This window comes from Nonomuraea sp. NPDC049714, from assembly GCF_044465295.1.
In the GTDB taxonomy this organism is placed as follows: Bacteria; Actinomycetota; Actinomycetes; order Streptosporangiales; family Streptosporangiaceae; genus Nonomuraea.
This window is the reverse complement of sequence record NZ_JBITLM010000010.1, coordinates 137,109-162,280: the sequence shown is the minus strand read 5'-3', so window position 1 is coordinate 162,280 and position 25,172 is coordinate 137,109. Positions and strand designations below refer to the sequence as shown.

Annotated in this window: 21 protein-coding genes; 13 read left to right on the top strand and 8 right to left on the bottom strand. The window is 70.0% G+C overall.

All coding sequences use genetic code 11. The features are described from left to right. Positions 1-22 precede the first annotated feature (22 nt). From ACIBQX_RS33995 to ACIBQX_RS33965, 7 genes are all read left to right on the top strand, one after another. Positions 23-2,497, top strand: coding sequence for an ATP-binding protein (locus tag ACIBQX_RS33995; protein WP_397011830.1), 2,475 nt, complete (start codon positions 23-25; stop codon positions 2,495-2,497). After that, positions 2,494-4,824, top strand: coding sequence for a type IV secretion system protein (locus ACIBQX_RS33990; RefSeq protein WP_397011828.1), 2,331 nt, complete (start codon positions 2,494-2,496; stop codon positions 4,822-4,824). The genes ACIBQX_RS33995 and ACIBQX_RS33990 overlap by 4 nt, the downstream gene beginning before the upstream one ends. Positions 4,825-4,826: 2 nt before the next feature. After that, positions 4,827-5,453, top strand: a complete 627-nt coding sequence (locus ACIBQX_RS33985; RefSeq protein ID WP_397011826.1) for a hypothetical protein — start codon at positions 4,827-4,829, stop codon at positions 5,451-5,453. Beyond that, the gene (locus ACIBQX_RS33980) at positions 5,450-6,541 is read left to right on the top strand and encodes an NlpC/P60 family protein (RefSeq protein ID WP_397011824.1); all 1,092 of its coding nucleotides are present in this window, start codon (positions 5,450-5,452) and stop codon (positions 6,539-6,541) included. The genes ACIBQX_RS33985 and ACIBQX_RS33980 overlap by 4 nt, the downstream gene beginning before the upstream one ends. After that, positions 6,541-6,951, top strand: a complete 411-nt coding sequence (locus ACIBQX_RS33975; RefSeq protein WP_397011822.1) for a (deoxy)nucleoside triphosphate pyrophosphohydrolase — start codon at positions 6,541-6,543, stop codon at positions 6,949-6,951. The genes ACIBQX_RS33980 and ACIBQX_RS33975 overlap by 1 nt, the downstream gene beginning before the upstream one ends. A gap of 47 nt (positions 6,952-6,998) precedes the next feature. Continuing rightward, positions 6,999-8,867 carry a hypothetical protein gene (locus tag ACIBQX_RS33970; protein WP_397011820.1) on the top strand — a complete coding sequence of 623 codons (1,869 nt, stop codon included), beginning with the start codon at positions 6,999-7,001 and terminating at the stop codon, positions 8,865-8,867. Positions 8,868-8,941: 74 nt separating this feature from the next. Continuing rightward, positions 8,942-10,297: a hypothetical protein gene (locus tag ACIBQX_RS33965; RefSeq protein ID WP_397011818.1), complete on the top strand. Its 1,356-nt coding sequence runs from the start codon at positions 8,942-8,944 to the stop codon at positions 10,295-10,297. 63 nt (positions 10,298-10,360) lie between these two features. Here ACIBQX_RS33965 and ACIBQX_RS33960 read toward each other — a convergent pair whose 3' ends face one another. The 7 genes from ACIBQX_RS33960 to ACIBQX_RS33930 all read right to left on the bottom strand — a co-directional run bounded on the left by ACIBQX_RS33960 (position 10,361) and on the right by ACIBQX_RS33930 (position 17,680). Then, on the bottom strand, positions 10,361-11,116 hold the full coding sequence (locus tag ACIBQX_RS33960; RefSeq protein ID WP_397011816.1) for a succinate dehydrogenase/fumarate reductase iron-sulfur subunit: 756 nt from the start codon (positions 11,114-11,116) through the stop codon (positions 10,361-10,363). Then, a complete protein-coding gene (locus ACIBQX_RS33955; RefSeq protein WP_397011814.1) occupies positions 11,113-13,002 on the bottom strand; it encodes a fumarate reductase/succinate dehydrogenase flavoprotein subunit in 1,890 nt (629 codons plus the stop codon). The genes ACIBQX_RS33960 and ACIBQX_RS33955 overlap by 4 nt, the downstream gene beginning before the upstream one ends. 10 nt (positions 13,003-13,012) lie before the next feature. Then, on the bottom strand, positions 13,013-13,801 hold the full coding sequence (locus ACIBQX_RS33950) for a hypothetical protein (protein WP_397011812.1): 789 nt from the start codon (positions 13,799-13,801) through the stop codon (positions 13,013-13,015). 180 nt (positions 13,802-13,981) lie between these two features. Continuing rightward, complete coding sequence (locus ACIBQX_RS33945) at positions 13,982-14,443, bottom strand: response regulator (RefSeq protein WP_397011810.1); 462 nt, start codon at positions 14,441-14,443, stop codon at positions 13,982-13,984. Continuing rightward, complete coding sequence (locus ACIBQX_RS33940; protein WP_397011808.1) at positions 14,436-15,584, bottom strand: ATP-binding protein; 1,149 nt, start codon at positions 15,582-15,584, stop codon at positions 14,436-14,438. The genes ACIBQX_RS33945 and ACIBQX_RS33940 overlap by 8 nt, the downstream gene beginning before the upstream one ends. Continuing rightward, a complete protein-coding gene (locus ACIBQX_RS33935) occupies positions 15,581-16,717 on the bottom strand; it encodes a PP2C family protein-serine/threonine phosphatase (RefSeq protein ID WP_397011806.1) in 1,137 nt (378 codons plus the stop codon). The genes ACIBQX_RS33940 and ACIBQX_RS33935 overlap by 4 nt, the downstream gene beginning before the upstream one ends. Before the next feature lie 33 nt (positions 16,718-16,750). Continuing rightward, complete coding sequence (locus tag ACIBQX_RS33930; protein ID WP_397011804.1) at positions 16,751-17,680, bottom strand: LysR family transcriptional regulator; 930 nt, start codon at positions 17,678-17,680, stop codon at positions 16,751-16,753. 135 nt (positions 17,681-17,815) lie between these two features. Here ACIBQX_RS33930 and ACIBQX_RS33925 point away from each other — a divergent pair, with 135 nt between their 5' ends. The 5 genes from ACIBQX_RS33925 (at position 17,816) to ACIBQX_RS33905 (ending at position 22,975) form a co-directional block, all read left to right on the top strand. After that, positions 17,816-18,568, top strand: a complete 753-nt coding sequence (locus tag ACIBQX_RS33925; RefSeq protein WP_397011802.1) for a succinate dehydrogenase cytochrome b subunit — start codon at positions 17,816-17,818, stop codon at positions 18,566-18,568. After that, a complete protein-coding gene (locus ACIBQX_RS33920; RefSeq protein WP_397011800.1) occupies positions 18,565-20,490 on the top strand; it encodes a fumarate reductase/succinate dehydrogenase flavoprotein subunit in 1,926 nt (641 codons plus the stop codon). Before ACIBQX_RS33925 ends, ACIBQX_RS33920 begins: the two co-directional genes overlap by 4 nt. Further along, complete coding sequence (locus ACIBQX_RS33915; protein WP_397011798.1) at positions 20,487-21,227, top strand: succinate dehydrogenase/fumarate reductase iron-sulfur subunit; 741 nt, start codon at positions 20,487-20,489, stop codon at positions 21,225-21,227. The genes ACIBQX_RS33920 and ACIBQX_RS33915 overlap by 4 nt, the downstream gene beginning before the upstream one ends. 132 nt (positions 21,228-21,359) lie before the next feature. Continuing rightward, positions 21,360-21,875, top strand: a complete 516-nt coding sequence (locus tag ACIBQX_RS33910) for a SigE family RNA polymerase sigma factor (protein WP_397011796.1) — start codon at positions 21,360-21,362, stop codon at positions 21,873-21,875. Beyond that, the gene (locus ACIBQX_RS33905; protein ID WP_397011794.1) at positions 21,872-22,975 is read left to right on the top strand and encodes a hypothetical protein; all 1,104 of its coding nucleotides are present in this window, start codon (positions 21,872-21,874) and stop codon (positions 22,973-22,975) included. The genes ACIBQX_RS33910 and ACIBQX_RS33905 overlap by 4 nt, the downstream gene beginning before the upstream one ends. A gap of 136 nt (positions 22,976-23,111) precedes the next feature. Here the strand turns inward: ACIBQX_RS33905 and ACIBQX_RS33900 are convergent, their stop codons facing one another. Then, positions 23,112-23,855 carry a TetR/AcrR family transcriptional regulator gene (locus ACIBQX_RS33900; protein WP_397011792.1) on the bottom strand — a complete coding sequence of 248 codons (744 nt, stop codon included), beginning with the start codon at positions 23,853-23,855 and terminating at the stop codon, positions 23,112-23,114. Positions 23,856-23,913: 58 nt separating this feature from the next. On the opposite strand from ACIBQX_RS33900, the gene ACIBQX_RS33895 reads away from it, so the two are divergent. Then, positions 23,914-25,110: an FAD-dependent oxidoreductase gene (locus ACIBQX_RS33895; protein ID WP_397011790.1), complete on the top strand. Its 1,197-nt coding sequence runs from the start codon at positions 23,914-23,916 to the stop codon at positions 25,108-25,110. The last annotated feature ends 62 nt before the right edge of the window (positions 25,111-25,172 follow it).

Below are 25,172 nucleotides of genomic sequence, written 5' to 3'. Positions count from 1 at the left end.
GTTCATGCGCCGAGGGGGCGGCATGAGCAGGGCGTCCCGAGCGCATCAGCGCCTGGCGGTCCGCTACTTCGACGACCGCATCCTGCTCACAGACTCCTCCGCATGGGCGTACTTCCGTCTCCCCACGGTCAGCTACGAGTTCGTCACGCCGGAGGAGCGGGAGTCGCTGGCCACCAACATCACGATCGCGCTGGCGGCGATCAGGATGCCGGACGCCGAGGTCCACCTGCGGGTGGCGCATCGCGCCTATCCGGCGGCCGAGTGGGCGATGGCGCTCAACTCCACCTCCGACGAGGGGCCGGGCTGGCGCGACTACCTGGAGGAGATGTACCGGCACGTCTGGGCGAAGGACTTCTGGTCCAAGGAGGTCTATCTCGGCGTACGGCTCGGTCCCCGGGGCAAGCAGCTCGGCAGCGGGGTGCTCTCGCAGCTGTTCGGCTTCTACCAGCGGACGGAGAAGGCGCTCGGCCTCGACGACGACCACGTGCCCGACGGCGAGATCCGCCGATGGACCGAGCAGGCCGAACGGCTGGGCCGGGCCCTCTCCTCCAGCGCCCTGTACGCCCGTCACGCCACCTCGGTCGAGGTGGCGTGGTTGTTCCAGCACGCGGCGGCGGGGGCGCTGGCGGACGCGCCGCCGTCGGCCAGCCCGAAGCGGCGCTGGGGCAAGGGCGAGATCGAGTCGCTGGTCGAAGGCGAGATCCACAACGGCAGGTCGCTGCTGCGCATCGTGCAGCCGCAGGGTGACTCTTATGTGGCGCATCTGTCGTTCGCCCGGTTCCCCGACATCATGCCGTTCCCGGACGGCGAGCCGTGGATGCACTTCTCCGACCAGCTGCCCTTCCCGGTGGAGATCTCCTCGCGGATGCGGCTGATCCCCCCGGTCAAGGCGTCCAGGGATGTGGCGCGCAAGCTGGCGCACGCCCGCGACATGGACATCCACATCCGGGAGGCCGGCGCGGAGGCGCCGCTGGCGCTGGCCGAGCAGATCGACGCGGCCCGCATGCTGGAGCACGGCATCACCAAGGAGCGACTGCCCTTCGTGTACGGATGGCACCGGCTGATCGTGTCGGCCCCGTCCGAGGACATCTGCGTGCAGCGGGTGGAGGCGGTCGTCGAGCACTACCGCGACATGGGCATCGACGTCGTCAACTCCACCGGCGACCAGTTCTCGCTGTTCTGCGAGGCGCTGCCGGGGGAGAAGGTGGGCGTCAACGCCTACGCCCAGCGCCAGCCGCTGCGGACGATCGCGGGCGGCATGGCGACGGCCACCGTGGACCTCGGCGACCGGCTGGAGGACGCAGGTGAGGGCTGGCTGGGCCCGTACATCGGCGAGACCGTCGGCAGGGCGCGCAGCATCGTGCACTTCGACCCGCTGCTCGCGGCCAGCCGCAACCGCCCGACCGCCATCGCGATCACCGGCGAGCCGGGCGGCGGCAAGACGACGCTCGCGCTGCTGATGATCTACCAGATGGCCCTGCGCGGGGTCACCGTCGCGGTGATCGACCCCAAGGGCGACGCCGAGTCGCTCGTGCAGTTGCTGCAGAAGCGCGAGCGCAAGGCGCGGATCATCCCGCTCGGCTCGGCCGCGCCGGGGCTGCTGGACCCGTTCTCGTTCGGCGACGACATCGCGGCCAAGAAGACGATGGCCACCGAGACGCTGCGGTTGCTGCTGCCGAGGATGTCGGAGGAGCGCGAGTCGGCGATGATCCAGGCGGTGGCGGCGGTGTCGAACGCGCCCGACCCCTCGCTCGGCAAGGTCGTCGACTACCTGGAGCAGACCGAGGACGCCGCGTCGAAGAACCTGGGCGCGGTGCTGCGCTCGATGTCGGAGATGCACCTGGCCCGGCTCTGCTTCGACCCCTCCGGCGGCGACCAGATCGACTCGGAGGGGTGGACCACCGTGTTCACCCTGGGCGGTCTGACGCTGCCCGACGTGGCCACCACCAGGGACGACTACTCCTACGAGCAGCGCCTGTCGGTGGCGCTGCTCTATCTGGTCTCCCAGTTCGCCCGGCGGCTGATGAACGGGCTGGACCGGCGAGCGCCCAAGGCGATCTTCCTCGACGAGGCGTGGGCGATCACCTCCACGCCCGAGGGCGCCAAGCTGGTGCCCGAGGTCAGCCGGATGGGCCGTTCCCGCAACACCGCACTCGTCCTGGTGTCGCAGAACGCCGGCGACCTGCTCAACGAACAGGTGACCAACTGCCTGTCCTCCGTTTTCGCCTTCCGGTCCACCGAACGCGTGGAGGTCGACCACGTCATGTCACTGCTCGGGGTGGAAGCATCTGAGGAGCACAAGGCCGTCTTGCGCTCACTCGGCAACGGTGAGTGCATTTTTCGTGATCTGGACGGCAGGGCAGGGCGGATCGGGGTGGATCTGATCTCCGAGGACCTGCTCCGCTGGCTCGACACGAACCCGACACACGACAAACCCGACGGCAACGGGCATGATCTTCAAGGGGGAGTGGTCCGGGCGCAGGAGGTGCGGTCATGAGGATCCGACTATCCAGACGGTTGACGCTTGCCCTGGTGGTGCTGCTGGGCATCCTGGTGGTGCCGCTCGTCGTGGGCAGCATGTCGCCCGCCGCGGCGGCGCCCTGTGACCTTTCGGGCGAGCTCGCCCCCGAGGTGATCGGCAGCGGCACCGACGGCCTGATGGCGGCGCCGGTGCCGGAGGGCGGCGTACAGCCACCCACCACCAACTACGGCCAGTTCGGCATGAGCGGCCAGTTCTGGCACACGCACGAGCTCGGCTGCTCCGACATCGCCGCGGTCCTCGGCAACTCCTGGGCCAACACGATCTTCCTGTGGGCCAAGGCCGTCGACCGGCTGACGATCACCACCTACCAGGCGGCGGCCACCGAGGGACCGCTCCAGTCGATCAAGGACGTCGTCGACGACATCGTCACGAACCTGGCGCAGGCCATGTACTGGCCCTACCTGCAGCCCATCGTGATCCTCGGCGCGATCTGGCTGGCCTGGTACGGCCTGATCCGCAAGCGGGCCACCACCACCGCCGAAGGCGTGATCTGGATGGTGCTCGCGGTCACGGTGGCGACCTGGTTCCTCAGCCGGCCGCAGGACTTCACCGGGCTCGGCAAGATCGTCACCGACAAGACCGGCGAAGTGGTCAACTCCGCGTTCTCCGGGCTGCCCGGCGCGGGCGGCGCCTCCTGCCTGCCGCCGCCCGGCGACGCCAGCCCCGACGTCAAGGCCGGCGGGTTCGGCCAGAACGGCACGCCGGGCGTCGACCAGAACGCCGACGCCCTGTGGTCCACGCTGGTGTGCAAGCCCTGGCTGATGGGCCAGTTCGGCACCGCCGACCCCAACCAGCCCATCGTCCGCGACTTCGGCCGCGTCATGCTGGAGACCCAGTCCATACCGGCGGCCACAGCGGCCAACCCCGCGCCGGACAGAGCCGCCCACCAGGCGAAGTACATCGAGATCGCCGACAAGCTGAAAAACGACTCGCGTTACTTCATCTTCTCCGGCCGGGACTGGACGAGCAGGCTCGGCGTGGCCATCGGCGCGCTCATCGCCGCCCTGGTGGCGGGGGTGCTCATCTTCCTGGTGGCGGTCTCGCTGCTGGTGCTCAAGGTGGGCTTCCTGTTGTTGCTGATACTCGGGCCGGTGTTCCTGCTGATCGGCGTCCATCCGGGCAGCGGGCGGATCATCGCCATGCGCTGGGTGGAGATGCTGATCGGCACCCTGCTCAGGCAGGCCGTGCTCGCGCTCGTGCTCAGCGTGCTCGTGTACGGCTACGCGCTGATCATCTCCACGGCGATGCCCTGGGGGTTGCAGATCCTGTTCATGGCGTTGCTGACGATCGCGGTGTTCTTCTACCGGCGGCCGTTCCAGCATCTGTTCGCCTCGATGGGCGGTCACACGCTGACCACCCGCATGCTCGGTGAGGCGGCGAGTTCGCCGGTGCTGGAGCGGGCCTCGAACGTGCTGCCGCCGGTCGCCTCGGCCAGGATCGGACGCTGGGGCGCGCGTAAGGCCGAGCCCCTCATCCACGCGGCCACCGGCGGCGTGGCGGGCGGGGTGGCCTCCGCCGTCGCGCAGGGCCGGGCCAGGGGCGAGGAGTCGGAGGGCGCGGCGACGCCGTCGGGTGTCCGGGTGCCCGCGCCTCTGGACACGGACCAGCAGGGCGGCAGGGCGGCCGGCAGGCAGGGACCGGCGCCGCGTCAGGGTGACGCGCCGCCGCTCAACCTGGGCGGCACGCCCACCCGCACCCGTGGCGCCTCGCCCGGGGCGGGCCCGCGCGGCACGGGAGGCGGCACGGGCGCGTCCAGCGGCGGCACAGGCAGCACAGGCGGCACAGGTGGCTCGGGTGGTGGCGGCTGGTTCGGCGGCCGTTCCGGCGGTGGCTGGGCGCCTCGCGGTGGCTCAGGGGGCTCTGGCGGCTCGCGGAGCTCGGGTGGCTCCGGCGGCTCCCGGTCGGGTGGCTCACGGTCGGGCGGCTCCCGCTTCGGCGGGTCCGGCGGCTCGGGCGGTTCACGGTCGGGCGGGTCAGGTGGCTCGGGCGGCTCCCGGTCAGGCGGGTCCCGTTTCAGCGGGTCCGGCGGCTCGCGCCGCTCCCGCTGGAGCGACTCCCGGTCGAACGGCTCGTCCAACGGCTCCTCGGGCGGCGGCATCTTCGGCCGCAACCCTGACGGCCGGGTCTTCGGCGGCGGGTCCGGCGGGTCCGGCGGCGGGATGTTCGGCGGCTCCTCCGGCTCCGACAGGCGTTCGGAGCCGCCACCGCTGTGGGGCAGCTCCCGTAAGGACGAGCCCCCGGTGCCGTTCTGGCTCAACCCGTCCAATCCCGACAAGGACTGATCATGGCCCAGCCCGGTGACAGGCGAGGGGTGGCCTTCGCCGCCGTCGTGGTGATCATCGCCGCTGTGGGGCTCTACCTGGCGCTGTGGCCGGATCCTGAGGAGCCGGTCGCGGAACAGGCGCCTGCCGGCGTCACCACGAGCTCGCCCGTCGTCGAGAGCACACCGCTGGCCACCGCCAGCGACGCGCCCTTCGACGTCTACTCCTACCTGCCGATGTCGAAGGAGCAGCTCGCCGCCGCCGCCGACCTGGCGGAGCGGTTCACCGTCGAGTACGGCACGTTCCGCCACGACGAGGACCCGGCGGCCTACGCGGCGCGGGTGAAGCAGTACACCACGGCCGAGCTGGGCGACATCCTCGCCAGGACCCTGACCTCGCCCGGCACGGTGGAGCGCAACCGCGCCGACGAGGTGGTCTCCACGGCGACGGCCGCGCTCAAGGAGATCCGGCAGGTGGACAAGACCTCCGTCGTGTTCGTGGTGGCCGGCACGCAGCAGCTCGCCACGAAGAGCGGCACCAAGCAGCTGGCGGAGGAGTACGCGGTCACGGTCAGCCAGCTCGGCTCCGACTGGCGGGTCTTCGAGCTGCGGCCCGCCGGCGAAGGTCAGGACGGAGACCCCGAAGGGTGAACGTCTCCCGCCCTCGCGTCCTCCTGGCGGTCGTGGTCGCCGGGATGCTGCTGCTGGCCCTGGTGATCATGTCGCCGATGATGATGACGTCGATCCCGTCCTTCATCGGCAACGGCGGCGAGCAGCCCGACTGCACCGACGACGGCACGCGGGTGCAGGAGGCCTCCGACTCGGCCGCCGCCGACATCCCGGCCGAGTACCTGGAGCTCTACCGGAAGCACGGCGAGAAGGTCGGCGTCCAGTGGAGCGTCCTGGCCGCCGTCGGCAAGCGTGAGACGAACCACGGCCGCTCCGACCTGCCGGGCGTGAAGAGCGGCACCAACTACGCGGGCGCGGCCGGCCCGATGCAGTTCCTGATCAGCACGTGGGGCGGCAAGGCCAGGATCCCGATGTCGTCGCAGTTCAACGGCTACGCCTCCGACGGCGACGGGGACGGCGTCGGCGACGTCTACAACCCCGACGACGCGATCCTCGGCGCCGCCAAGATGCTCAAGCGCAACGGCGCCCCCGAGAACGTGCGGGGCGCGCTGTTCGTCTACAACCGCGCCTGGTGGTACGTGGACCAGGTCCAGGAGATCGCCAGGGGGTACGCCAAGTCCGGTGAGGTCGAGGTGCCGCCGGAGGCGGACGACGCCTGTGACGACCCGCTGGTCGAGGCCGCGCCCAGCGACGTGGTCGCGAAGATCCTGGCGTACGCGCTGGACCAGCGTGGCAAGCCGTACGTGTGGGGCGGGACCGGGCCGGACTCGTTCGACTGCTCGGGCATCGTGTTCGCCGCCTACCGCGCCGCGGGGCTGTCGATCCCGCGCACCACGTTCACGCAGTGGCCGTTCGGGGTGAAGATCGAGCAGGGCAGCGAGCAGCCGGGGGACTTAGTGTTTTTCGACGCGGGGCCCGGCACCTCGCCGAACAATCCTGGACATGTGGGGATGGTCGTGTCGAAGGGGAAGATGGTGGAGGCGCGCTGCCGCCTGTGCGGGCCGATCAAGGTGACGGCCTACGACAACCGGGACAAGATCGTGGGCTTCACCCGGCCGCTGCGGAACCCTGACGTGATCGCCCAGTTGGAGAGGCTGGAGAACGCCTGATGACGGTGATCGTGGTCGCCGCGGTGATCCTCGACCCGGGCGGCCGGGTGCTCGCCGCGCAGCGCGCCGACCCGCCTGAGCTGGCAGGGGGATGGGAGTTCCCCGGCGGGAAGGTCGATCCGGGGGAGAGCGAGATCGAGGCCCTGGTGCGCGAGTGCCGGGAGGAGCTCGGGGTCGAGGTCGGCGTCGGGGAGCGCGTCGGTGGGGACTGGCCGCTGAGCGAGGGGTACGTGCTGCGCGTCTGGTTCGCCACGGTGACATCGGGGACCCCGGAGGCGAAGGAGCACCTGGCGCTTCGGTGGCTGGAGCCGGGCGGATACTACGACGTGGAGTGGCTGGGGGCCGACCTGCCGGTGATGGAGGCCGTGGAGAAACTGCTGTCGCAAGGGTTGAATAGTTGCTCTGTGTGACATAAGTATTACTGGTAGTAATCGTCGCATCGGGGGAGGCGGCTTCAATGAATCGGGGCTGGATCGTGGGCGGAGCCCTGGTTCTGGTGGCGGCGCCGGCGGTGCCCGCGGCGGCGGCCGGGGTGACCATGGTGCTCGACCGGGTGGACGACTCCGCCGGCCTGCGCACCGGGGTCAGCGCGGGGGACGTGCTGCGGTACCGGGTGCGCTTCAACGGGGCGGCGCCCGACGCCCGGCTGGCCGTGGCCACCACGCCCGTCCATGCCCTCACCACCCTGACCTGCTCGTCGCCGTCCCGCGTGAAGCAACCGGCCAACGGGACACCCGCCACTGACCCGCAGGCACTGACCACGCGGCAGCCGCTCGCCTCGCAGGGTGCGGCTGAGCCGACGGTGTCGCAGGCTGAGCCGACGGCGTGGGAGGGGGCGGTCGAGCGTGATGGCTCGGCGTCCGTGATGTCCTCTTCGGGGCTCGGCGCGGATGCTGCTCCGGCCTCCGGTGAAGGGATCTCAGCCGGCTCGTCCGACGGCGTCTCCGCTGCCAGTGCGCTCGCCGCGCGGACTCTCGCCGGCATGGAGGCCTCGGGGTCGAGTACGGCGGTCGCGGCCGGAGCGCGGGCGTGCGTCCTGGGCGAGCTCTCCGGCCGACGGGCCGTGGACGTGGTGCTCACCGTCCCGGAGGGGGCGGGCGAAGTGGCGCTCGCGGCCGTGGCCAGGGTGCGCCTGGGGGGCGGGAAGGGCCTGACGACCATGACCGAGGCCACCGGCGTACCGGTGCGGGGCGCAGAGCCGGACGACGCGCCCGCCCTCGGCGGGGAGGCGGTGCGCGTCGGCCCCGAAGCCAGGGCCAACAAGCGCCAGACCGTACGGCAACGCGAGGCGAAGACGGTCACGAGGACGCGACGGCAGACCCGCGAGCCGGGGACGGCGGAGGTCCCCCAACAGCCCGAGGTGCCAGGGTCGACCGAGGTCGCCGAGCAGTCGGTGACCTCGGCAACGGCCGAGGGCTCCACGAACCAGGGGGAGCCGGGCAAGGCCGGGGTCGTCCGGCAGTCGGGAAAGCCTGGCAGGGCCGGGATCGCCGGGAAGCCGGGCAGGGCCGGGGTCGTCGTCGGGCAGCCGGGGAAGCCGGGCAGGGCTGAGGGCGTGGGAGAGCTCAAGAAGGCTGACGTACCGCAAGGCAGGGAAGCCGGCGCGCCTGAGGGCCTGCGGCCTGCGGCTGAGGCCGTACGGCCGGGGGCTGAGGCTGTACGGCCGGGGGCTGAGGCCGTACGGCCAGATGGGCCGGCCGGTAAGGGCTTGCGGCGGGTTGCTGAGCAGGCACGATCGGGCGATCAGGCCGGTGGGGGCCTGCGGCCAGGGCAGCAGGGCGGGGAACGCGTGCCGCAGGCCGCTGAGCGGCCTGGCCTGAAGGCCGCAGAAGGTTTGCGGCCTGGTCTGGAGGCTGGCGGTGCGCGGTCCGGCCTGGAGGCGAGGGACGCGCGGTCCGGCCTGGAGGCTGGGGGTGTGCGGCCTGGTCTGGAGGCTGGGGGCGTGGAGGTTGGCGGGGGCGTGGGGCGGGGTGGTGTGCCGGTCGGCGGCACCGAGGCGGGGGTGGCTGGGGGTCTCTGGCGGGAGCCTCCTCTCGGAGCCGCGCGTGAGGGGAAAGGGGAGAACGCGGCGGAGTTGCCTCCGGCGGTCCTTCCCACCGCGTCCGCGTCGCCCTCAGTCACCGGCGTGTCAATGGATGCCCCGGGGGCGCCGCTGCCCCGGGCGGTGGCCGCGCCGCAGGTGCGGTTGCAGGCCGCGGAAGTGGTGAATCCGCTGGCCGGAGGCCGTGGGCTGTCGGCGGCGGCGGGAGGGATCGCGGTGTTGATGGCAGGGCTGTGGGCAATCAGCAAGGCGCATCGGGGACGTACAAGGAGAAAGGTGTTGTAAATCGGTCTTTACTGTTGCATTTACCCGACTAGTATTCCCTTGACCATGGTTGCGGGATTGCGCGGAGGGCACTGGTGGCACGTACCGGAGCGACGGCCGTGTCCGCGGTGCTGCTCGCACTGACCTTGACCAGCGTGGGCGCCAGCCCCTTCGTCGGCTACGGCGCGAGCGCCTCGGCCGTCGCCTACGATCCTATCGAGATCGAGCCGTGCGAAGCCGGCGTCGAGTGCCCGCCCGAGACCACTGTCACGGTCACCACCACCCTGCCGACCCCCAGCTCCGAGGCCGAGGCGCCGGAGACGACGATCACCAAGACCGTCACGGCGAATCCGACGCCGAAGTCGACCCCGACTCCCAAGCCGACGAAGACCACGAAGGCGCCGGAGCCGACGCCGGTCACGCAGACCACCGCGCCGCCGCCGGCGACCCTGCCGTCGCAGACCGTTGAGGTGCCGAGCGTCTCGGCGACGCCCCAGGACACCGACGTCGTGCTGCCTCCGGTGACCGGCACGACGGAGGCCCCGACCTCGCCGCCCCCCACCGAGGGCCAGTCGGCCGAGACGGACGAGATCCCGCTCGAGATGCGCAACGCGGCGCCGGAGTTCGACCAGCGGAGCCTGACCCAGCAGCTCAGCATCCCCGCGCTGGTCCTGGTGCTGCTCGTGCTGTTCGCGGTGCTCATCTTCGAGGGGCGGCTGCGCCGCATGGCCCACGCCGCGGCGGTCCGCAAGGCCGGACCCATGGCAGGAGTCATGACCGGGCACCCTGGCCATCCCGACCCGCACGGCTATCCGGCGGGCCCCGGCTACGCCACGGCCGCCATGCCCGCCCCCGGCTATCCGGGTGGCACGGCGTACGCGCCGATCATCAGTTTCGTCCCGGTGCAGACCTATCCGGGCGGTCAGGTGCAGTACGGCGCGGTCTATCAGGATCCGAACGCCTACACCCAGCCTGGCTACGTTCCCGACGAGCCGGCGCCGGCCCAGCCGGAGCCCGTGGTGCTGCAGCCGGACCAGTTCGACTCCTTCAGCCACCAGCCGGAGCCCGGAGGGGAGATGTACCGGCCGCCCCACGGGGACACACCGCTGGAGACGCCGCTGAAGACGTCGCCGGAGACCGAGGTGTACCGGTCGCCGTTCGAGCCGGTGATCCCGCCGGAGGCGCCGCCCGCCGACATCCCGCCCGGCGGCGCGAAGCCGTACGAGGACTCCCCGGAGCGGCCGCTGCCCTCGGCCTCGGCCGCCGAGCCGGGCGACTCCGAGCCGTGGGGCGGCGTGCTTCCGCTGCCCGGCCACAGCCCGGCGCCCGAGAGCGCGGACATCCCGTGGCCGGCCGAGACGCCGACCGAGACGCCCGCCGAGACGACGGTCGTCCAGCCGCTGCCTCCGGCGGGCAAGCCCAAGCGCGGGATCGGCCGCCGCCGGAAGTAGTCCACCCCGGACACGCGACGTGGCGGGACCCAGGGGCCCCGCCACGTCACCTCACGTCACCGGCTACTTCGAGCGCTTGAAGATCTTGTTGCCCAGCCACACCAGCGGGTCGTACTTGGTGTCGACCACGCGCTCCTTCATCGGGATGATCGCGTTGTCGGTGATCTTGATGTGTTCGGGGCAGACCTCGGTGCAGCACTTGGTGATGTTGCAGTAGCCGAGGCCGTGCTCCTCCTGGGCCGTCTCCTTGCGGTCCGGCACCACGTCGTACGGGTGCATGTCCAGCTCGGCGATCCGGATGAGGAAGCGCGGCCCGGAGAAGGCCGGCTTGTTCTCCTCGTGGTCACGGATGACGTGGCAGACGTTGTTGCACATGAAACATTCGATGCACTTGCGGAACTCCTGGCCCCGCTGCACGTCGACCTGCTGCATCCGATACTCGCCCGGCCGGACCCCCTCCGGAGGCGTGAAGGAGGGGACCTCCCTGGCCTTCTCGTAGTTGTAGGAGACGTCGGTGACGAGGTCCTTGATGACGGGGAACGTCCGCATCGGCGTGACGGTGATCGTCTCGTCCTCGCTGAACGTGGACATCCGCGTCATACAGCCCAGCCGGGGCTTGCCGTTGATCTCCATGGAGCAGGAGCCGCACTTGCCGGCCTTGCAGTTCCAGCGGACCGCGAGGTCGGGGGCCTGGGTGGCCTGGAGGCGGTGGATGATGTCGAGGACGACCTCGCCCTCGTTCACCTCGATGGTGAAGTCCTCGAGTTGGCCCTCGCCGCCTTCTCCGCGCCAGACCTTGAACTTTGCCTTGTAGCTCATGACTTCGCGATCCTGTCGAATTCGGCCATCTCTTCGTCGGTGAGGTATTTGGACAGCTCGTCCCGATCGAAGAGCGTGATCAGGTCGTCCCGCATCGCGGGCTGGGCCTTCTCCTCGATCGTGATCGACGCGCCGTCGTCGGTGGAGCAGGTGAGCAGCTTGCGCCGCCACTCGGGCCGCATGCCGGGGAAGTCGTCGCGGGTGTGCCCGCCCCGGCTCTCCTGGCGCAGCAGCGCGGCGCGGGCCACGCACTCCGACACCAGGACCATGTTGCGCAGGTCCAGGGCGAGGTGCCAGCCGGGGTTGTAGATGCGAGTCCCGGCCGCGCCGACGAGCTGGACGCGCTCCTTGAGCTTCTCCACGACCTCCAGCGCCTCGGACACCTCCTCGGCCTTGCGGATGATGCCGACGAGCTCGTTCATCGTCCGCTGGAGCTCTTGGTGCACTTCGTACGGGTTCTCGCCGGAGCGGTGCAGGGGCGCCTCGGCCTCCTCGCGGGCGGCGTCCACCTGGGACTGATCCACCTTGGGCCGGGCCGCGAGCCCGTCGAGGTAGGCCGCCGCGCCCGCGCCCGCCCGCCGGCCGAAGACCAGCAGGTCCGACAGCGAGTTGCCGCCCAGCCGGTTGGAGCCGTGCATGCCGCCGGAGACCTCGCCCGCCGCGAACAGGCCGGGCACGGAGGCCGCGCCGGAGTCGGCGTCCACCTCGACGCCGCCCATGATGTAGTGGCAGGTCGGGCCCACCTGCATGGGCTCGGCGGTGATGTCGACGTCGGCCAGCTCCTTGAACTGGTGGTGCATCGACGGGAGCCGCCTCTTGATCTCCTCGGCGGGCAGCCGGGTGGAGACGTCGAGGTAGACGCCGCCCTGGGGCGAGCCACGGCCGGCCTTCACCTCGGCGTTGATGGCGCGCGCCACCTCGTCACGCGGCAGCAGCTCCGGAGGGCGGCGGTTGTTGGCCTGGTCGGTGTACCAGCGGTCGCCCTCCTCCTCGCTGGTGGCGTACTTGTCCTTGAAGACGTCCGGGACGTACTTGAACATGAACCGCTCGCCCTCGGAGTTGCGCAGCACACCGCCGTCGCCGCGCACCGACTCGGTGACGAGGATGCCGCGCACCGAGGGCGGCCAGACCATCCCGGTCGGGTGGAACTGGATGAACTCCATGTTGATCAGGTTCGCGCCGGCCAGCAGGGCCAGGGCGTGGCCGTCACCGGTGTACTCCCAGGAGTTGGAGGTGACGACGTAGGACTTGCCGATGCCGCCGGTGGCCAGGACCACGGCCGGGGCGTCGAAGAGGACGAAGTTGCCGGTCTCGCGCCAGTAGCCGAAACCGCCGGAGATCCGGTCACCGTCCTTGAGCAGGCGGGTGATCGTACATTCCTGGAAGACCTTGATGTAGGCCTCGTAGTCGCCGTGCGTCTCGTAGTCCTCCTGCTGCAGCGCGACCACGCGCTGCTGGAGGGTACGGATCAGCTCCAGGCCGGTGCGGTCGCCCACGTGCGCCAGGCGGGGATACTCATGGCCGCCGAAGTTGCGCTGGCTGATCTTGCCGTCCTTGGTGCGGTCGAACAGCGCGCCCCACGCCTCAAGCTCCCAGACCCGGTCAGGGGCCTCCTTGGCGTGCAGCTCGGCCATCCGCCAGTTGTTGAGGAACTTGCCGCCCCGCATGGTGTCACGGAAGTGCACCATCCAGTTGTCGTCGGAGTTGACGTTGCCCATCGCGGCCGCGGCGCCGCCCTCGGCCATGACCGTGTGGGCCTTGCCGAACAGCGACTTGCAGACGATCGCGGTGCGCTTGCCCTGCTGGCGCGCCTCGATGGCCGCCCGCAGCCCGGCGCCTCCTGCGCCGATGACGATGACGTCGTATTCGTGACGCTCGATTTCCACTGAAAGATCCTTACGCGAACGGGAAGGCGATGATGCCCTTGGCCACCAGGCGGACGTAGAAGTCGGCGCCCATGACGGAGAACATCGAGGCCCATGCCAACTGCTGGTGCCGGGCGTTGAGCTTGGAGACGAACGTCCAGGCCCGGTAGCGGACGGGATGGCGGGAGAAGTGGTTGAGCCGGCCCGCGGTGATGTGGCGGCAGGAGTGGCAGCCGAACGTGTAGCCGAGGATCAGGACGGCGTTGAGCACCAGGATCCAGGTGCCGAGGCCGACCGGCTTGTGGATGAGCGCGAGGATCGCGTCATAGGTGAGCACGCCGCCGATGAGGACCGCGAAGTAGAAGAAGTAGCGGTGCACGTTCTGGACGATCAGCGGGAAGCGCGTCTCACCGGTGTACTTGCCGTGCGGCTCCTGCACCGCGCACGCGGCCGGCGACAGCCAGAAGGAGCGGTAGTACGACTTGCGGTAGTAGTAACACGTCAGCCGGAACCCGCCCGGCAGGCCGAGGATCAGCAGCCCCGGCGGCAGGGTGTACCAGTCACCGAACGGCGCCCAGCCCAGGAACCTGGCCCCCTCGGGGCACGAGGTCGCCAGGCACGGGGACGAGAACGGTGCGATGTACGGGTCGACGAAGTAGCTGGTGTCGAGGATCGCCCACACACCGTAGACAAGGAATGAACTGAGCCCGAGGAACGTCAGCAGCGGAGCGAGCCACCATCGGTCGGTGCGCAGCGTGCGCACCTTGACTTGGGCACGCTGCCTTCTCACTGGAGCTGCATCGGGCGTCGTCTGGGTCATCGCGGACCTCTCCACCTCCCGCGGACCCCGCACGCCTGGGATCCGGGTTCGTTCGTTGTGGCGCGTATGCGGTCGGGCTGAGCCGTACCGGCGCGCGTTGGTGTGGGATACGTTACGACGACCGCATGTGGATTTGTGAGGAGCATCACTCACTTTTTCAATGACCCGCTGTGATTCCTGTCACGTACCCCCGTCAGGGGTACTGCCCAGGTGGGGCAACTTCACCACGGTCACGAAAAAGTTATCGATTTGGCGGACAACCCTTATGAATTGCGCAAAGTCCACCGGCTTGGAGACATACGCGTTCGCGTGCAACCGGTAACTGTGCAGGATGTCCTCTTCGGCCTCAGAGGTCGTCAGGATCACCACCGGAATCATCCGCAGATCGCTGTCGGCCTTGATCTCGCCGAGCACCTCCAGGCCGCTCTTCCTGGGCAGGTTGAGGTCCAGCAGGATGAGATCGGGCCGCGGCACGCCGCCGTAGCCCTCCTGGCGCCGCAGGAACGCCATCGCCTGCTCGCCGTCGGTGACCACGTGCAGGCGGTTGCGCACCTTGTTGAGCTCGAACGCTTCCCTGGTGAGCAGGATGTCGCCCTGGTCGTCCTCCACGAGGAGCACTTCGATCGGTCGCCAGTCAATCATGGTCGCCCTCTCCGGCGGCGGGTAGCGTCCAGCGGAATGTGGTGCCCTGGTCCTCGCCGCTCGCGTCGAGCCAGAGCTGCCCGCCGTGAAACTCCACGATCTTGCGGCAGAGGGCGAGCCCGATCCCGGTGCCGGGGTAGACGTCCCGCGGGTGCAGCCGCTGGAAGATGAGGAAGATCCGCTCGGCGAACCGGGGCGCGACCCCGATCCCGTTGTCGGAGCAGCTGAACTCCCACATGTCACCGGACCTGGTGGCGCCGATGTGGATGCGGGGCGGCGACTCGGAGCGGAACTTGACGGCGTTCTCGATCAGGTTCTGGAAGAGCTGGGTGATCTGGGTGCGGTTGCCCAGCACCGTGGGCAGCTCGTCCGCGGTGACGGTGGCCTCGGCGTCCTCGATCGCCGCCGACAGGTTCTCCAGTGCCGCGTTCAGCGCCGGCCGGGTCGCCACGGCGCCGCGCCCGTTGGTGACCCGGCCGACCCTGGAGAAGTCGAGCAGGTCGTTGATCAGGAGTTGCATCCGCTTGGCGCCGTCGACCGCGTAGTGGATGTACTGCTTGGCGCGGTCGTCGAGCTGGTCGCCGTAGCGCTGATCGAGCATCTGGGTGAAGCTGGCGACCTTGCGCAGCGGCTCCTGCAGGTCGTGGCTGGCCACGTACGCGAACTGCTCCAGGTCCCCGTTGGAGCGCCGCAGCTCGTCGGCCTGGTCCGAGGCGGTGCGCCAGGCCGACAGGATGCGCCTGCGCATGGAGTCGACGTGGCTCGACAGCTCGGCGAGCTCCGCGGGCCGCTCGACGCCCAGCCTGTGGTCGAAGTCGCCGCCCGCGACGGTGCGCACCTGGTCGGTGAGCTGGGCGATGGGCTTGAGCACGGCGAAGTACACGATGAACCCCAGCCCCAGGCCCGCGGCCAGGAGCACCAGGAACAGCACCCACAGCGCCACGTTCAGCAGGCCGATCTGCTCGGCGACCTCGGGCTTGGGGTTCATGGCACGGGCGTCGGCGATCATCTTCATGATGACCGCCGCCCCGGCCAGGAACGCCGCCGTGGTCACCGCGGCGGCGAAGACGAACCAGCGGGCGACCGGCAGCCGGCCGATCCCGGTGGCCGGCTTGGGCGGAGGCAGGGGATGAATGCTCATGTGACGCTCCTGCTGACGAGCATCGCGGCGAGGTCGTCGCTGAGCGTGCCCACATGCCGGATGAGCCGGTCGAGGTCGATGGTCCCGTGCTGCCTGACGAGGTCCACCAGACCGTCGACGCCCAGCAGCTGCCTGTCTTCGCCGACCGCCGCCTCGATCAGGCCGTCGGTGTAGAGCATCATCGACCACCGCTCGCCCAGCGGCACGTCGATGACCGACCACTCGATGTCGGGGAAGATGCCGAGCGGCGGCCCGGACGGCCCGCCGCCGAGCACCTCGACGACGCCGTCGCGCACCAGCACCGGAGGCGGGTGGCCGACCACCCGCATCCTGGCGTGGCTCAGGTCCGGCGTGATCGTCGCCATGCACAGCGTGGTGAAGATCTCCGGCGCCTTGCGCTCGGCCCGCAGCAGCGTGTCCATCGTGCGCAGCAGCAGGTCACCGCTCTGCCCGGCGAGCACCAGCGTGCGCCAGGCGATGCGCAGCGCCACCCCGAGCGCGGCCTCGTCGGGGCCGTGCCCGCACACGTCGCCCACCACGATGTGCACGAAGCCGTCGGGGGTCTGCACGGTGTCGAGGAAGTCACCGGCGAGCCGGGAGCCCTGCGTCCCCGGCAGGTAGCGCGTGACGTGCTCCAGCTTCTTGGTGCGCAGCAGGGGAACGGGCAGCAGGCCGTTCTCCAGGCGGGCGTTCTCCTTGGCCGTCAGCTCGGCCTCGACCAGCCTGATCTGCGCCAGGTCCGCCCGCTTGCGTTCCATCGCGTAACGGATCGCCCTGGCCAGCAGACGGGCGTCGACGTCCTGCTTCACCAGGTAGTCCTGGGCTCCCGCCTGCACGGCCGCCACCCCGACGTGCACGTCGCGCAGACCGGTGAGGACGAGCACCGCCGCGTGCGGGGCCATCCGCAGCACCTGCTCCAGCGCCTCCAGGCCGGTGGCGTCGGGCAGCGAGAGGTCGACCAGCACGCACTGGATCTTCGAGGTCAGCTCGGCCCTGGTCTCCGCCAGGCTGCGCACCCAGGTGATCCTCGGTGGCGCTTCGGCCTGCCTGAGCAGCTCCTCGACGAGGAACGCATCCCCGTCATCGTCCTCTATGAGGAGCAGCGTCAGCGTTTCGGAGAGAGTTGCCGTCACACACGCCTCTTCGGGAAGTGGGGCCGTCGGTGCTCATTCTGCGATGAGTTCCACCCCTTGTGGAAGGGTGCCGTCCTGTCCGGCTTCGAGGACGAAGGCGAGCAGAGTAGCGCGGAACGCCTGCGCCGCGCGGGTCGGCTCCACATCCTTGCGGTGCGCCAGCGCGATCGTCCTGGACAGACCCGGCGGCGCCAGCGGCGTGCCCGCCACCCCCGGCCGCCCGTCCAGCACCATCGACGGCACCACGGCCACGCCCAGCCCGGCCTCGACGAACCGCAGCACCGCGTCCATCTCGCCGCCCTCGATGGCGAACCTCGGCTCGAACCCGGCCTGCCGGCAGGCCGCCAGCGTCGCCTCCCGCAGGTCGTAGCCCCGCCGGAACATCACCAGCGGCCGGCCGCGCAGGTCGTCGATGCGCAGGTACGGCTTGCGTATCTGATCGTGCGCCGGCGAGACCACCACGAGGTTCTCGCGCAGGATGTCCTCGGTCACCAGGGAGGGGTCGTCATGCTGCAACGGCATGATGATCAGCGACAGGTCCAGCTGGCCGCGGGCCAGCGCCCGCACCAGGTCACGCGAGCCGCCCTCCTCCACCAGCAGGCCGATGCCCGGGTAGGCGTCGTGGAAGCGGGCCAGCACGTCGGCCATCAGCCCGGCGCACAGCGACGGCGTCGCCCCCAGCCGGACCCGGCCCCGGCGCAGGCCGGCGAGCTCGGCGACCTCCTGCCTGGCGGTGTCGGCGTCGGCCAGCATGCGGCGGGCGAGCGGGAGCAGCGCCTCGCCCGCCGGGGTCAGCGTGACGTTGCCCCGGGCGCGCGAGAACAGCGGAGCGCCGAGCTCGGTCTCCAGAGCCTTGATCTGCTTGCTCAACGACGGCTGGGCGACCCGCATCCGCTGGGCCGCGTGGGTGAAATGCCTGCTCTCCGCCACCGCGACGAAGTACGCCAACTGCTGCAGCTGCATGTGATTTTCCTCGCACCGGCTGACTCGGATGTCCTTATGTCGGCCGTACAAACCAGACATCATAGCCGGGGGCTATGGAAACCAGGCCCGCGATGACTTGGACGAACCGTTGCTGGGTACCTAGCGTCGGAAGATGTGACAGCCACGATAGAGCGCGGCGCCGCTACTGCGCCGATCCCCCCCAAGCCCGCTGACAAGCCAACGCGCGGTAGGCCACGTGGGTTCCTGGCCTCGTCCAACGGCAAGAAGGTCGTCATGGCCGTCACCGGGGCCGTGATGGTGCTCTTCCTCGTCGCCCACATGCTGGGCAACCTCAAGATCTTCATCAGCAGGGACTCGTTCAACGACTACGCGGCCGCCCTGCGCACCCTGCTGGAGCCGCTCGCGCCGTACCGGACGCTGCTGACGATCGTGGAGGTCGTGCTCGCCGTCTCGGTCATCCTGCACATCTGGGCCGCCGTCTCCCTGTCGCGCCGCGCCCACGCCGCCCGACCGGTGAAGTACGCGGCGAAGAAGTCGCAGGCCGGCGGCTACTCCACGCACATCATGCGGTACGGCGGCGTCACGATCGTGCTGTTCCTGGTCTGGCACCTGCTCGACCTGACCTTCGGTGTGGTCAACCCGAAGGGCCCCGTCTCCACCCCGGCCGACCGGATGATCGCCGGGTTCGACCCGTCGCGGTGGTGGATGACGCTGATCTACCTCGTGGCCGTGGTCATGGTCGGTCTGCACCTGCGGCACGGCATCTGGAGCGCCTTCCAGACGCTCGGCTGGGCCAACCGCAACCGCTACAAGGCACTGCGCACGGGCGCCGCGCTGGTCTCCGCCGTACTCGTCCTCGGCTTCCTCGCCCCGCCCCTCGCCATCACGTTCGGAGTGATCAAGTGAAGTACACCGAGGGCTCGCCGATCCAGGACACCAGGGCTCCCGAAGGTCCGATCGAGGACCGCTGGGAGAAGCGGAAGTTCGCCGCCAAGCTGGTCAATCCGGCCAACAAGCGCAAGCTCAACGTGATCGTGGTCGGCACCGGCCTGGCCGGCGGGTCCGCCGCCGCGACGCTGGGCGAGCTGGGCTACAACGTCAAGTCGTTCTGCTACCAGGACACGCCCAGGCGCGCGCACTCCATCGCCGCCCAGGGCGGGATCAACGCGGCCAAGAACTACCGCGGCGACGGCGACTCGGTCTACCGCCTGTTCTACGACACGGTGAAGGGCGGCGACTTCCGCTCCCGCGAGTCGAACGTCTACCGGCTGGCCCAGGTCTCGGTGAACATCATCGACCAGGCCGTCGCCCAGGGCGTGCCGTTCGCCCGCGAGTACGGCGGGCTGCTCGACACCCGCTCCTTCGGCGGCGCCCAGGTCTCCCGTACGTTCTACGCCCGCGGCCAGACGGGCCAGCAGCTGCTGCTCGGCGCCTACCAGGCGCTGGAGCGGCAGGTCGCGGCCGGCACCGTGGAGATGTTCACCCGGCACGAGATGCTCGACCTGATCGTCGCCGACGGCCGGGCGCGCGGCGTCATCGTGCGCGACATGGTGACCGGCGAGATCGAGCGGCACGTCGCCGACGCCGTGGTGCTCGCCACCGGCGGCTACGGCAACGTGTTCTTCCTGTCCACGAACGCCAAGGGGTGCAACACCACGGCGATCTGGCGGGCGCACGAGCGGGGCGCGTACTTCGCCAACCCCTGCTACACCCAGATCCACCCCACCTGCATCCCGGTCTCCGGCGAGTACCAGTCGAAGCTGACGCTGATGTCGGAGTCGCTGCGCAACGACGGCCGCGTCTGGGTGCCGCTGCGCAAGGGCGACGACCGCGTCCCCGGCGACATCCCGGACGACGAGCGCGACTACTACCTGGAGCGGATCTACCCCGCCTTCGGCAACCTCGTCCCCCGGGACATCGCCTCCCGCGCCGCCAAGAACGTCTGCGACGAGGGCCGTGGCGTCGGCCCCGGCGGGCTCGGCGTCTACCTCGACTTCCGTGACGCGATCGGCCGGCTCGGTCGCGACGCCGTGGAGAAGAAGTACGGCAACCTCTTCGAGATGTACGAGCGCATCACCGGCGAGAACCCGTACGAGCAGCCGATGCGCATCTACCCGGCCGTCCACTACACGATGGGCGGCCTGTGGGTGGACTACGACCTGCAGTCCACGATCCCCGGCCTGTTCGTGGTCGGCGAGGCCAACTTCTCCGACCACGGCGCCAACCGGCTCGGCGCGTCCGCGCTGATGCAGGGCCTGGCCGACGGCTACTTCGTGCTGCCGACCACCCTCGGCGACTATCTGGCGGCCGGGCCGTTCGGCGAGGTCGACGAGGAGGCGGTCGCCGAGGCCGAGGCCAAGGTGACGTCCAGGATCGAGCGGCTGCTCGCCGTCAACGGCACCCGCACCCCGGACTCCTTCCACCGGGAGCTGGGCAGGCTCATGTGGGACTACTGCGGCATGGAGCGCACCGAGGAGTCGCTGCGCAAGGCGCTGGAGCGCATCCCCGAGCTGCGTGCCGAATTCTGGGCGAACGTCAAGGTCTCCGGCACCAACGAGGAGCTGAACCAGGTGCTGGAGAAGGCCGGCCGGGTGGCCGACTTCTTCGACCTGGCCGAGCTCATGTGCCTGGACGCCCTGGTGCGCTCGGAGTCGTGCGGCGGCCACTTCCGCGCCGAGTCGCAGGACGCCGACGGCGAGGCCCTGCGCGACGACGAGCACTTCGCGCACGTGTCGGCCTGGGAGCACTCGCCCACGGGTGAGCCGGTGCTGCACAAGGAACCGCTCGAGTACGACTACGTCAAGATGAGCCAGCGGAGTTACAAGTGAACCTGACCCTCAAGGTCTGGCGTCAGAGCGGCCCCTCCGACTCCGGACGGATGGTGAAATATCGAGTTGAAGAAGTGTCTCCGGACATGTCCTTCCTGGAGATGCTCGACGTCCTGAACGAACGCCTCATCCTCGAAGGCGACGACCCGATCGCCTTCGACCACGACTGCCGCGAAGGCATCTGCGGCATGTGCGGCATGGTCATCAACGGCGTCGCCCACGGCGAGCAGGTGGCCACCACCACCTGCCAGCTCCACATGCGCCACTTCGAGGACGGCGCCACCATCACCATCGAGCCGTGGCGGGCCGCGCCGTTCCCGGTGGTGAAGGACCTGGTCGTGGACCGCAGCGCGTTCGACCGCATCATCCAGGCGGGCGGTTTCGTGTCCGTCCCGGCCGGATCGGCGCCCGACGCGCACAGCCTCCCCGTCCGCAAGGAGGACGCCGACTCGGCCTTCGACGCGGCCACCTGCATCGGCTGCGGCGCCTGCGTGGCGGCCTGCCCCAACGGCTCGGCCTCCCTCTTCACCGCCGCCAAGATCACCCATCTGAGCCTGCTGCCCCAGGGCCAGCCGGAGCGCCTCTCGCGCGCCAAGGCCATGGTGGACCAGATGGACGCCGAAGGTTTCGGCGGCTGCACCAACACCGGCGAGTGCACGGCCGTCTGCCCCAAGGGCATCCCGCTGGACACCATCGCCCAGATGAACAGCGACTACCTCAGGGCCAACGCCAAGTAGGTCTTTCTTCAAGAGAGCCGTACGGATGCCGTACGGCTCTCTTTCGTTTCTCCTTCCGTATCGCGACGCCTGGGAGATGGGCGCAACCTTTCGTCCGGTGGGTGGCGTTGATACGGGTGAGAGGAGATCACCTTGGATCGTCACGACGACTTCCGCGAGTTCGTGCTCGCCCGCCAGCAGTCGCTGATACGGACGGCGTACTTGCTCACGGGAGACGCGCACCTCGCCGAGGACCTGCTGCAGAGCGCCCTGATCAAGGTCGCGGGCCAGTGGTCCAAGCTGTCCGGCGGCCATCCCGAGGCGTACACCCGCAAGGCGCTCGTCAACCAGTACATCTCATGGGGGCGCCGGCGGCGGCTGGAGGTGCCGAGCGCCGATCTGCCGGAGCGTGGCGCCTCCCATGATGACGCCGCGCTCCAGCGGATCGTGTTACGCCAGGCTCTGGCCAAGCTGGCGCCCAAGCAGCGGGCCGTGATCGTGCTGCGGTTCTGGGAGGACCTGACCGAAGCGCAGACCGCCGAGGCGCTCGGCTGCGCGCCCGGCACCGTCAAGAGCCAGGCGCATCGCGCGCTGGCCCGCCTGCGGGCGCTCGCGCCCGAGTTGGCATACCTGCTGAACGATCTGGAGATCGAGGAGGTGGCCCGATGACGAGGCTGCATGAGGCGCTGGACGGCATCGCCGCAGAGGCACCTCTGGTGGACCTGGCCGACGTGGCCGTGGCGGGCCTCCGGCGCCGGCGGGCCAGCGCCGTGCTGGCCGCCGTCGCGACGGTCGCGGTGGTGGCCGTGGCGAGCGCCGCCGTGGCGTTGCCGTGGCAGCGAGCCGACCGCACGGCCGCGCCACAGCGGGTGGACACCATTGCCGACCTGCCGGACGGGGCGGTGGGGCCGATCGCGTACGCGTTCCAGACGACCTGTACGACCCAGAGCAACCCGTTCCGCGTCGACTGCAGCCCGGTCGAGTGGCGGGTGGTCACCCGGAGCGGCAAGACCTACCGGGTGCCGCAGGCGCTGGTCAGCACCACCAAGGACCACAGCGTGCCCATGGCGGTCAGCCGGGACGGGCGCATGATCGTCTACTACAGTCGCCAGGCCCAGGCGCACGTGGTCCGCGACCTGGTGGGCGGCACGCAGGTGATCTCGCCTGTCGCCGTGAAGGAGGAGCGGATCGGCATCGGCTCCATGCTGGCGCTCTCCGACGACGGCCGTTACGTGATCTTCGATCCGCGTGAGGGGACCAAGGATCCCGGGCTGCTGATCGACGTCCGTACCGGCAAGAGCAGGCCGGTGGACGGCAAGTACGAGGTGATCAGCATCAGGGGCGGCATCGCCGCGCTGGTCCGTTACATCAAGACCGACCTGTGGCGGATGCCGGTCACCGGCGGCGGCCGGCCGGTGCGCTTCGACGGGAAGTTCATCATGTTCAGCGAGATCGCCCCGGATGGCCGCACGGTGGCCGCCTTCGAGTTCCCGGACCAGACCAAGCGCAAACTCACTGTGCTGGACGCCAAGACCGGACGAACCTTGCGGAAGGTGTCCATCCGCGGGCTGCCCGGAGGTCGTAACAGCGCTGTGGCCGGCACTGCTCTATGGACCAGCGGATCCAAGGTCGAGGTCGTCTACCGGCACCGGGACGACACCCGCACGTACGCGGTCGACGTCAACACCGGCCAGGCACGCCAGGTGGCCGGCTACCCGGGAATGGGGAACGCACAGCGGCTGGCTCTGCCCGGGGTCGCGAGCCAGTGAGCGCGGGCGGCCGGCGGCGAAAGGGCCGCTCAGCCGACCCGCGTGTACGGCCCGTCCGACTGTTTCATAGGCCTGCCGGATGGCTAGAGTGATCGGCTTCTGGCCGTAGGGGAGCAGCCGATGTGCTCCCCGGCGCTCACTTTCCGGGAGGCCCGGTCATGAGAGCCGCCACACCGTCCAGAATCCGCGCGAGGCCGAAGGAGTAGTCGAACCGCCGCTCCTCCTCGGGAGTGCCCGCCGGGTAGTCGAACGCCCCCGCGTCGATCGCCGTACGCAGTGCTGGGAAACGCCGTTCGTCGGCGAGCGCGCCCAGCAGGGTGCTGTAGGCGGCGATCGACTCGCCCGAAGCGGCCTGGCCGAGGTCGGCGGTCAGCCGGGCGGCGGTGTGCATGTAGTTGGCCACCAGGAGCACCACGCCGACCTTGTCGCTTTCGGTGAGACCGGTGCCACGCAGCGTGGCGAGGGCGCGGTCGGTCCAGGCGAGCTGGTTGGGTGTGATCGGCGGCCCGGTGATGGGCAGGTGCACGATCCAGGTGTGGGCCCGGAGCATCACCCACTGGGCCTGGCACCAGCGCTCCAGCCCGAGCCGCCAGTCGTCGCCGGGTTCGGCCGGGTCGGCCATCTCGGCCGGCAGTGCCGCGACCGCGTTCAGCATGAGGAGCAGCAGCTCGTTCTTGCTTTTGACGTGCCGGTAGAGCGACATCGTGGTGAAGCCGAGCCGCTCGGCGACCCTGGCCATCGAGACGGCGTCGAGGCCGCCGGCGTCGGCCAGCTCCACCGCCGCCTGCACGATGCGGGACAGGCTCAACCCCATCTTGGGCTCCGGCTGTTCGAGCCGTTTCCAGAGCAGGTCGAGCCCGTCGGGCAGCTTGTCGTCCATCGTTCCTGCCTTCGTTCGAGCTTGCGCCGAGCATAAGTGTATGCCATAAACTGCGTGTATGACATACACAGCGGTGATCGCCGGTGGCGGGATCTCGGGGTCGCTGAGCGCGATCGCCCTGCACAAAGCGGGCATCAGAGCCGTCGTCTACGAGGCGTACGACCGGGGTGCGGACCACGTCGGGGCCTTCCTGACCCTGGCGGTGAACGCGCTCGACGCTTTACACGCGCTCGATCTCGATCTTGACGGGGTGGGCTTCGACACGCCGAGGATCACCATGACCAGCGGTTCCGGTAGAAGACTCGGCGAGCTGCCCTACGGCACGGCCGGATCGAGCGGCCCCAAGAGCCGGACCGTGAAACGTGCCGACCTCTATCGGGCGCTGCGCGACGAAGCCGTCCGCCGCGGCGTGCGGATCGAGTACGGCAAGCGGCTCGTCGATGCGGAGGCCACCGGTGACGGGGTCCTGGCGAGGTTCGCCGACGGCGGCACGGCCCAGGGCGACCTGCTCATCGGCGCGGACGGCCTGCGCTCGCGCACCCGCGAGATCATCGATCCGCACGCTCCGGCCGCGCGGTATGCGGGCTTGCTCAATACGGGCGGCTACGCGCACGGCGTCTCCACCGGGAGCGAACCGGGCACGATGCACGCGATCTTCGGAAAACGCTGCTTCTTCGTCTACACCGTGGATCCGTACGGAGAGGTGTGGTGGATGGCGCAGCCCGCGTGGGCCGACGAGCCCGCACCGGGCGAGCTGGCCGCGATCACTCCGGAGGAGTGGCGCGCCCGCCTGATCGGCCTGTTCCGCGACGACCGCGGACCGGCGGTGGACCTCATCACCGCGACCGGCGAGATCTTCACCGGCTGGAACACCTACGACCTCCCCACCGTGCCGAGGTGGCACCGCGACCGGATGATCGTCATCGGCGACGCCGCCCACGCGACCTCCTCGTCGATCGGGCAGGGGGCGGCCATGGCCATCGAGGACACCGTGGTGCTGGCCAAATGCCTGCGCGACGGCCCCGGCGTCGACGCCGCCTTCGCCACCTACGAACGGCAGCGGCGCCGGCGCGTGGAACGCGTCGTCGAGCAGGGCAAACGCACCGGCGACTGGAAGGCGCTCGGACCGCTCACCAGGGGCGTACGCGACCTGATCATGGGCCTGGCCATGAAGCGCATGGCCCGCACCGGCGACGACCCGAGCGGCTGGATCTACGACCACCACCTCGACTGGGACACACCGGTCGCCACCTGACCACGGTGGCTCCCGCCCCCGCCCGCGGGCCCCGGAGAAATGTCGGAGGCTGCCCGTACAGT

Excerpts from the sequence above, each read along its gene's own strand:
- ACIBQX_RS33995 (WP_397011830.1), top strand. The coding sequence starts at position 23 with ATGAGCAGGGCGTCCCGAGCGCATCAGCGCCTGGCGGTCCGCTACTTC.
- ACIBQX_RS33990 (WP_397011828.1), top strand. The coding sequence starts at position 2,494 with ATGAGGATCCGACTATCCAGACGGTTGACGCTTGCCCTGGTGGTGCTG.
- ACIBQX_RS33985 (WP_397011826.1), top strand. The coding sequence starts at position 4,827 with ATGGCCCAGCCCGGTGACAGGCGAGGGGTGGCCTTCGCCGCCGTCGTG.
- ACIBQX_RS33975 (WP_397011822.1), top strand. The coding sequence starts at position 6,541 with ATGACGGTGATCGTGGTCGCCGCGGTGATCCTCGACCCGGGCGGCCGG.
- ACIBQX_RS33970 (WP_397011820.1), top strand. The coding sequence starts at position 6,999 with ATGAATCGGGGCTGGATCGTGGGCGGAGCCCTGGTTCTGGTGGCGGCG.
- ACIBQX_RS33960 (WP_397011816.1), bottom strand. The coding sequence starts at position 11,116 with ATGAGCTACAAGGCAAAGTTCAAGGTCTGGCGCGGAGAAGGCGGCGAG.
- ACIBQX_RS33950 (WP_397011812.1), bottom strand. The coding sequence starts at position 13,801 with ATGACCCAGACGACGCCCGATGCAGCTCCAGTGAGAAGGCAGCGTGCC.
- ACIBQX_RS33945 (WP_397011810.1), bottom strand. The coding sequence starts at position 14,443 with ATGATTGACTGGCGACCGATCGAAGTGCTCCTCGTGGAGGACGACCAG.
- ACIBQX_RS33940 (WP_397011808.1), bottom strand. The coding sequence starts at position 15,584 with ATGAGCATTCATCCCCTGCCTCCGCCCAAGCCGGCCACCGGGATCGGC.
- ACIBQX_RS33930 (WP_397011804.1), bottom strand. The coding sequence starts at position 17,680 with ATGCAGCTGCAGCAGTTGGCGTACTTCGTCGCGGTGGCGGAGAGCAGG.
- ACIBQX_RS33905 (WP_397011794.1), top strand. The coding sequence starts at position 21,872 with ATGACGAGGCTGCATGAGGCGCTGGACGGCATCGCCGCAGAGGCACCT.
- ACIBQX_RS33900 (WP_397011792.1), bottom strand. The coding sequence starts at position 23,855 with ATGGACGACAAGCTGCCCGACGGGCTCGACCTGCTCTGGAAACGGCTC.
- ACIBQX_RS33895 (WP_397011790.1), top strand. The coding sequence starts at position 23,914 with ATGACATACACAGCGGTGATCGCCGGTGGCGGGATCTCGGGGTCGCTG.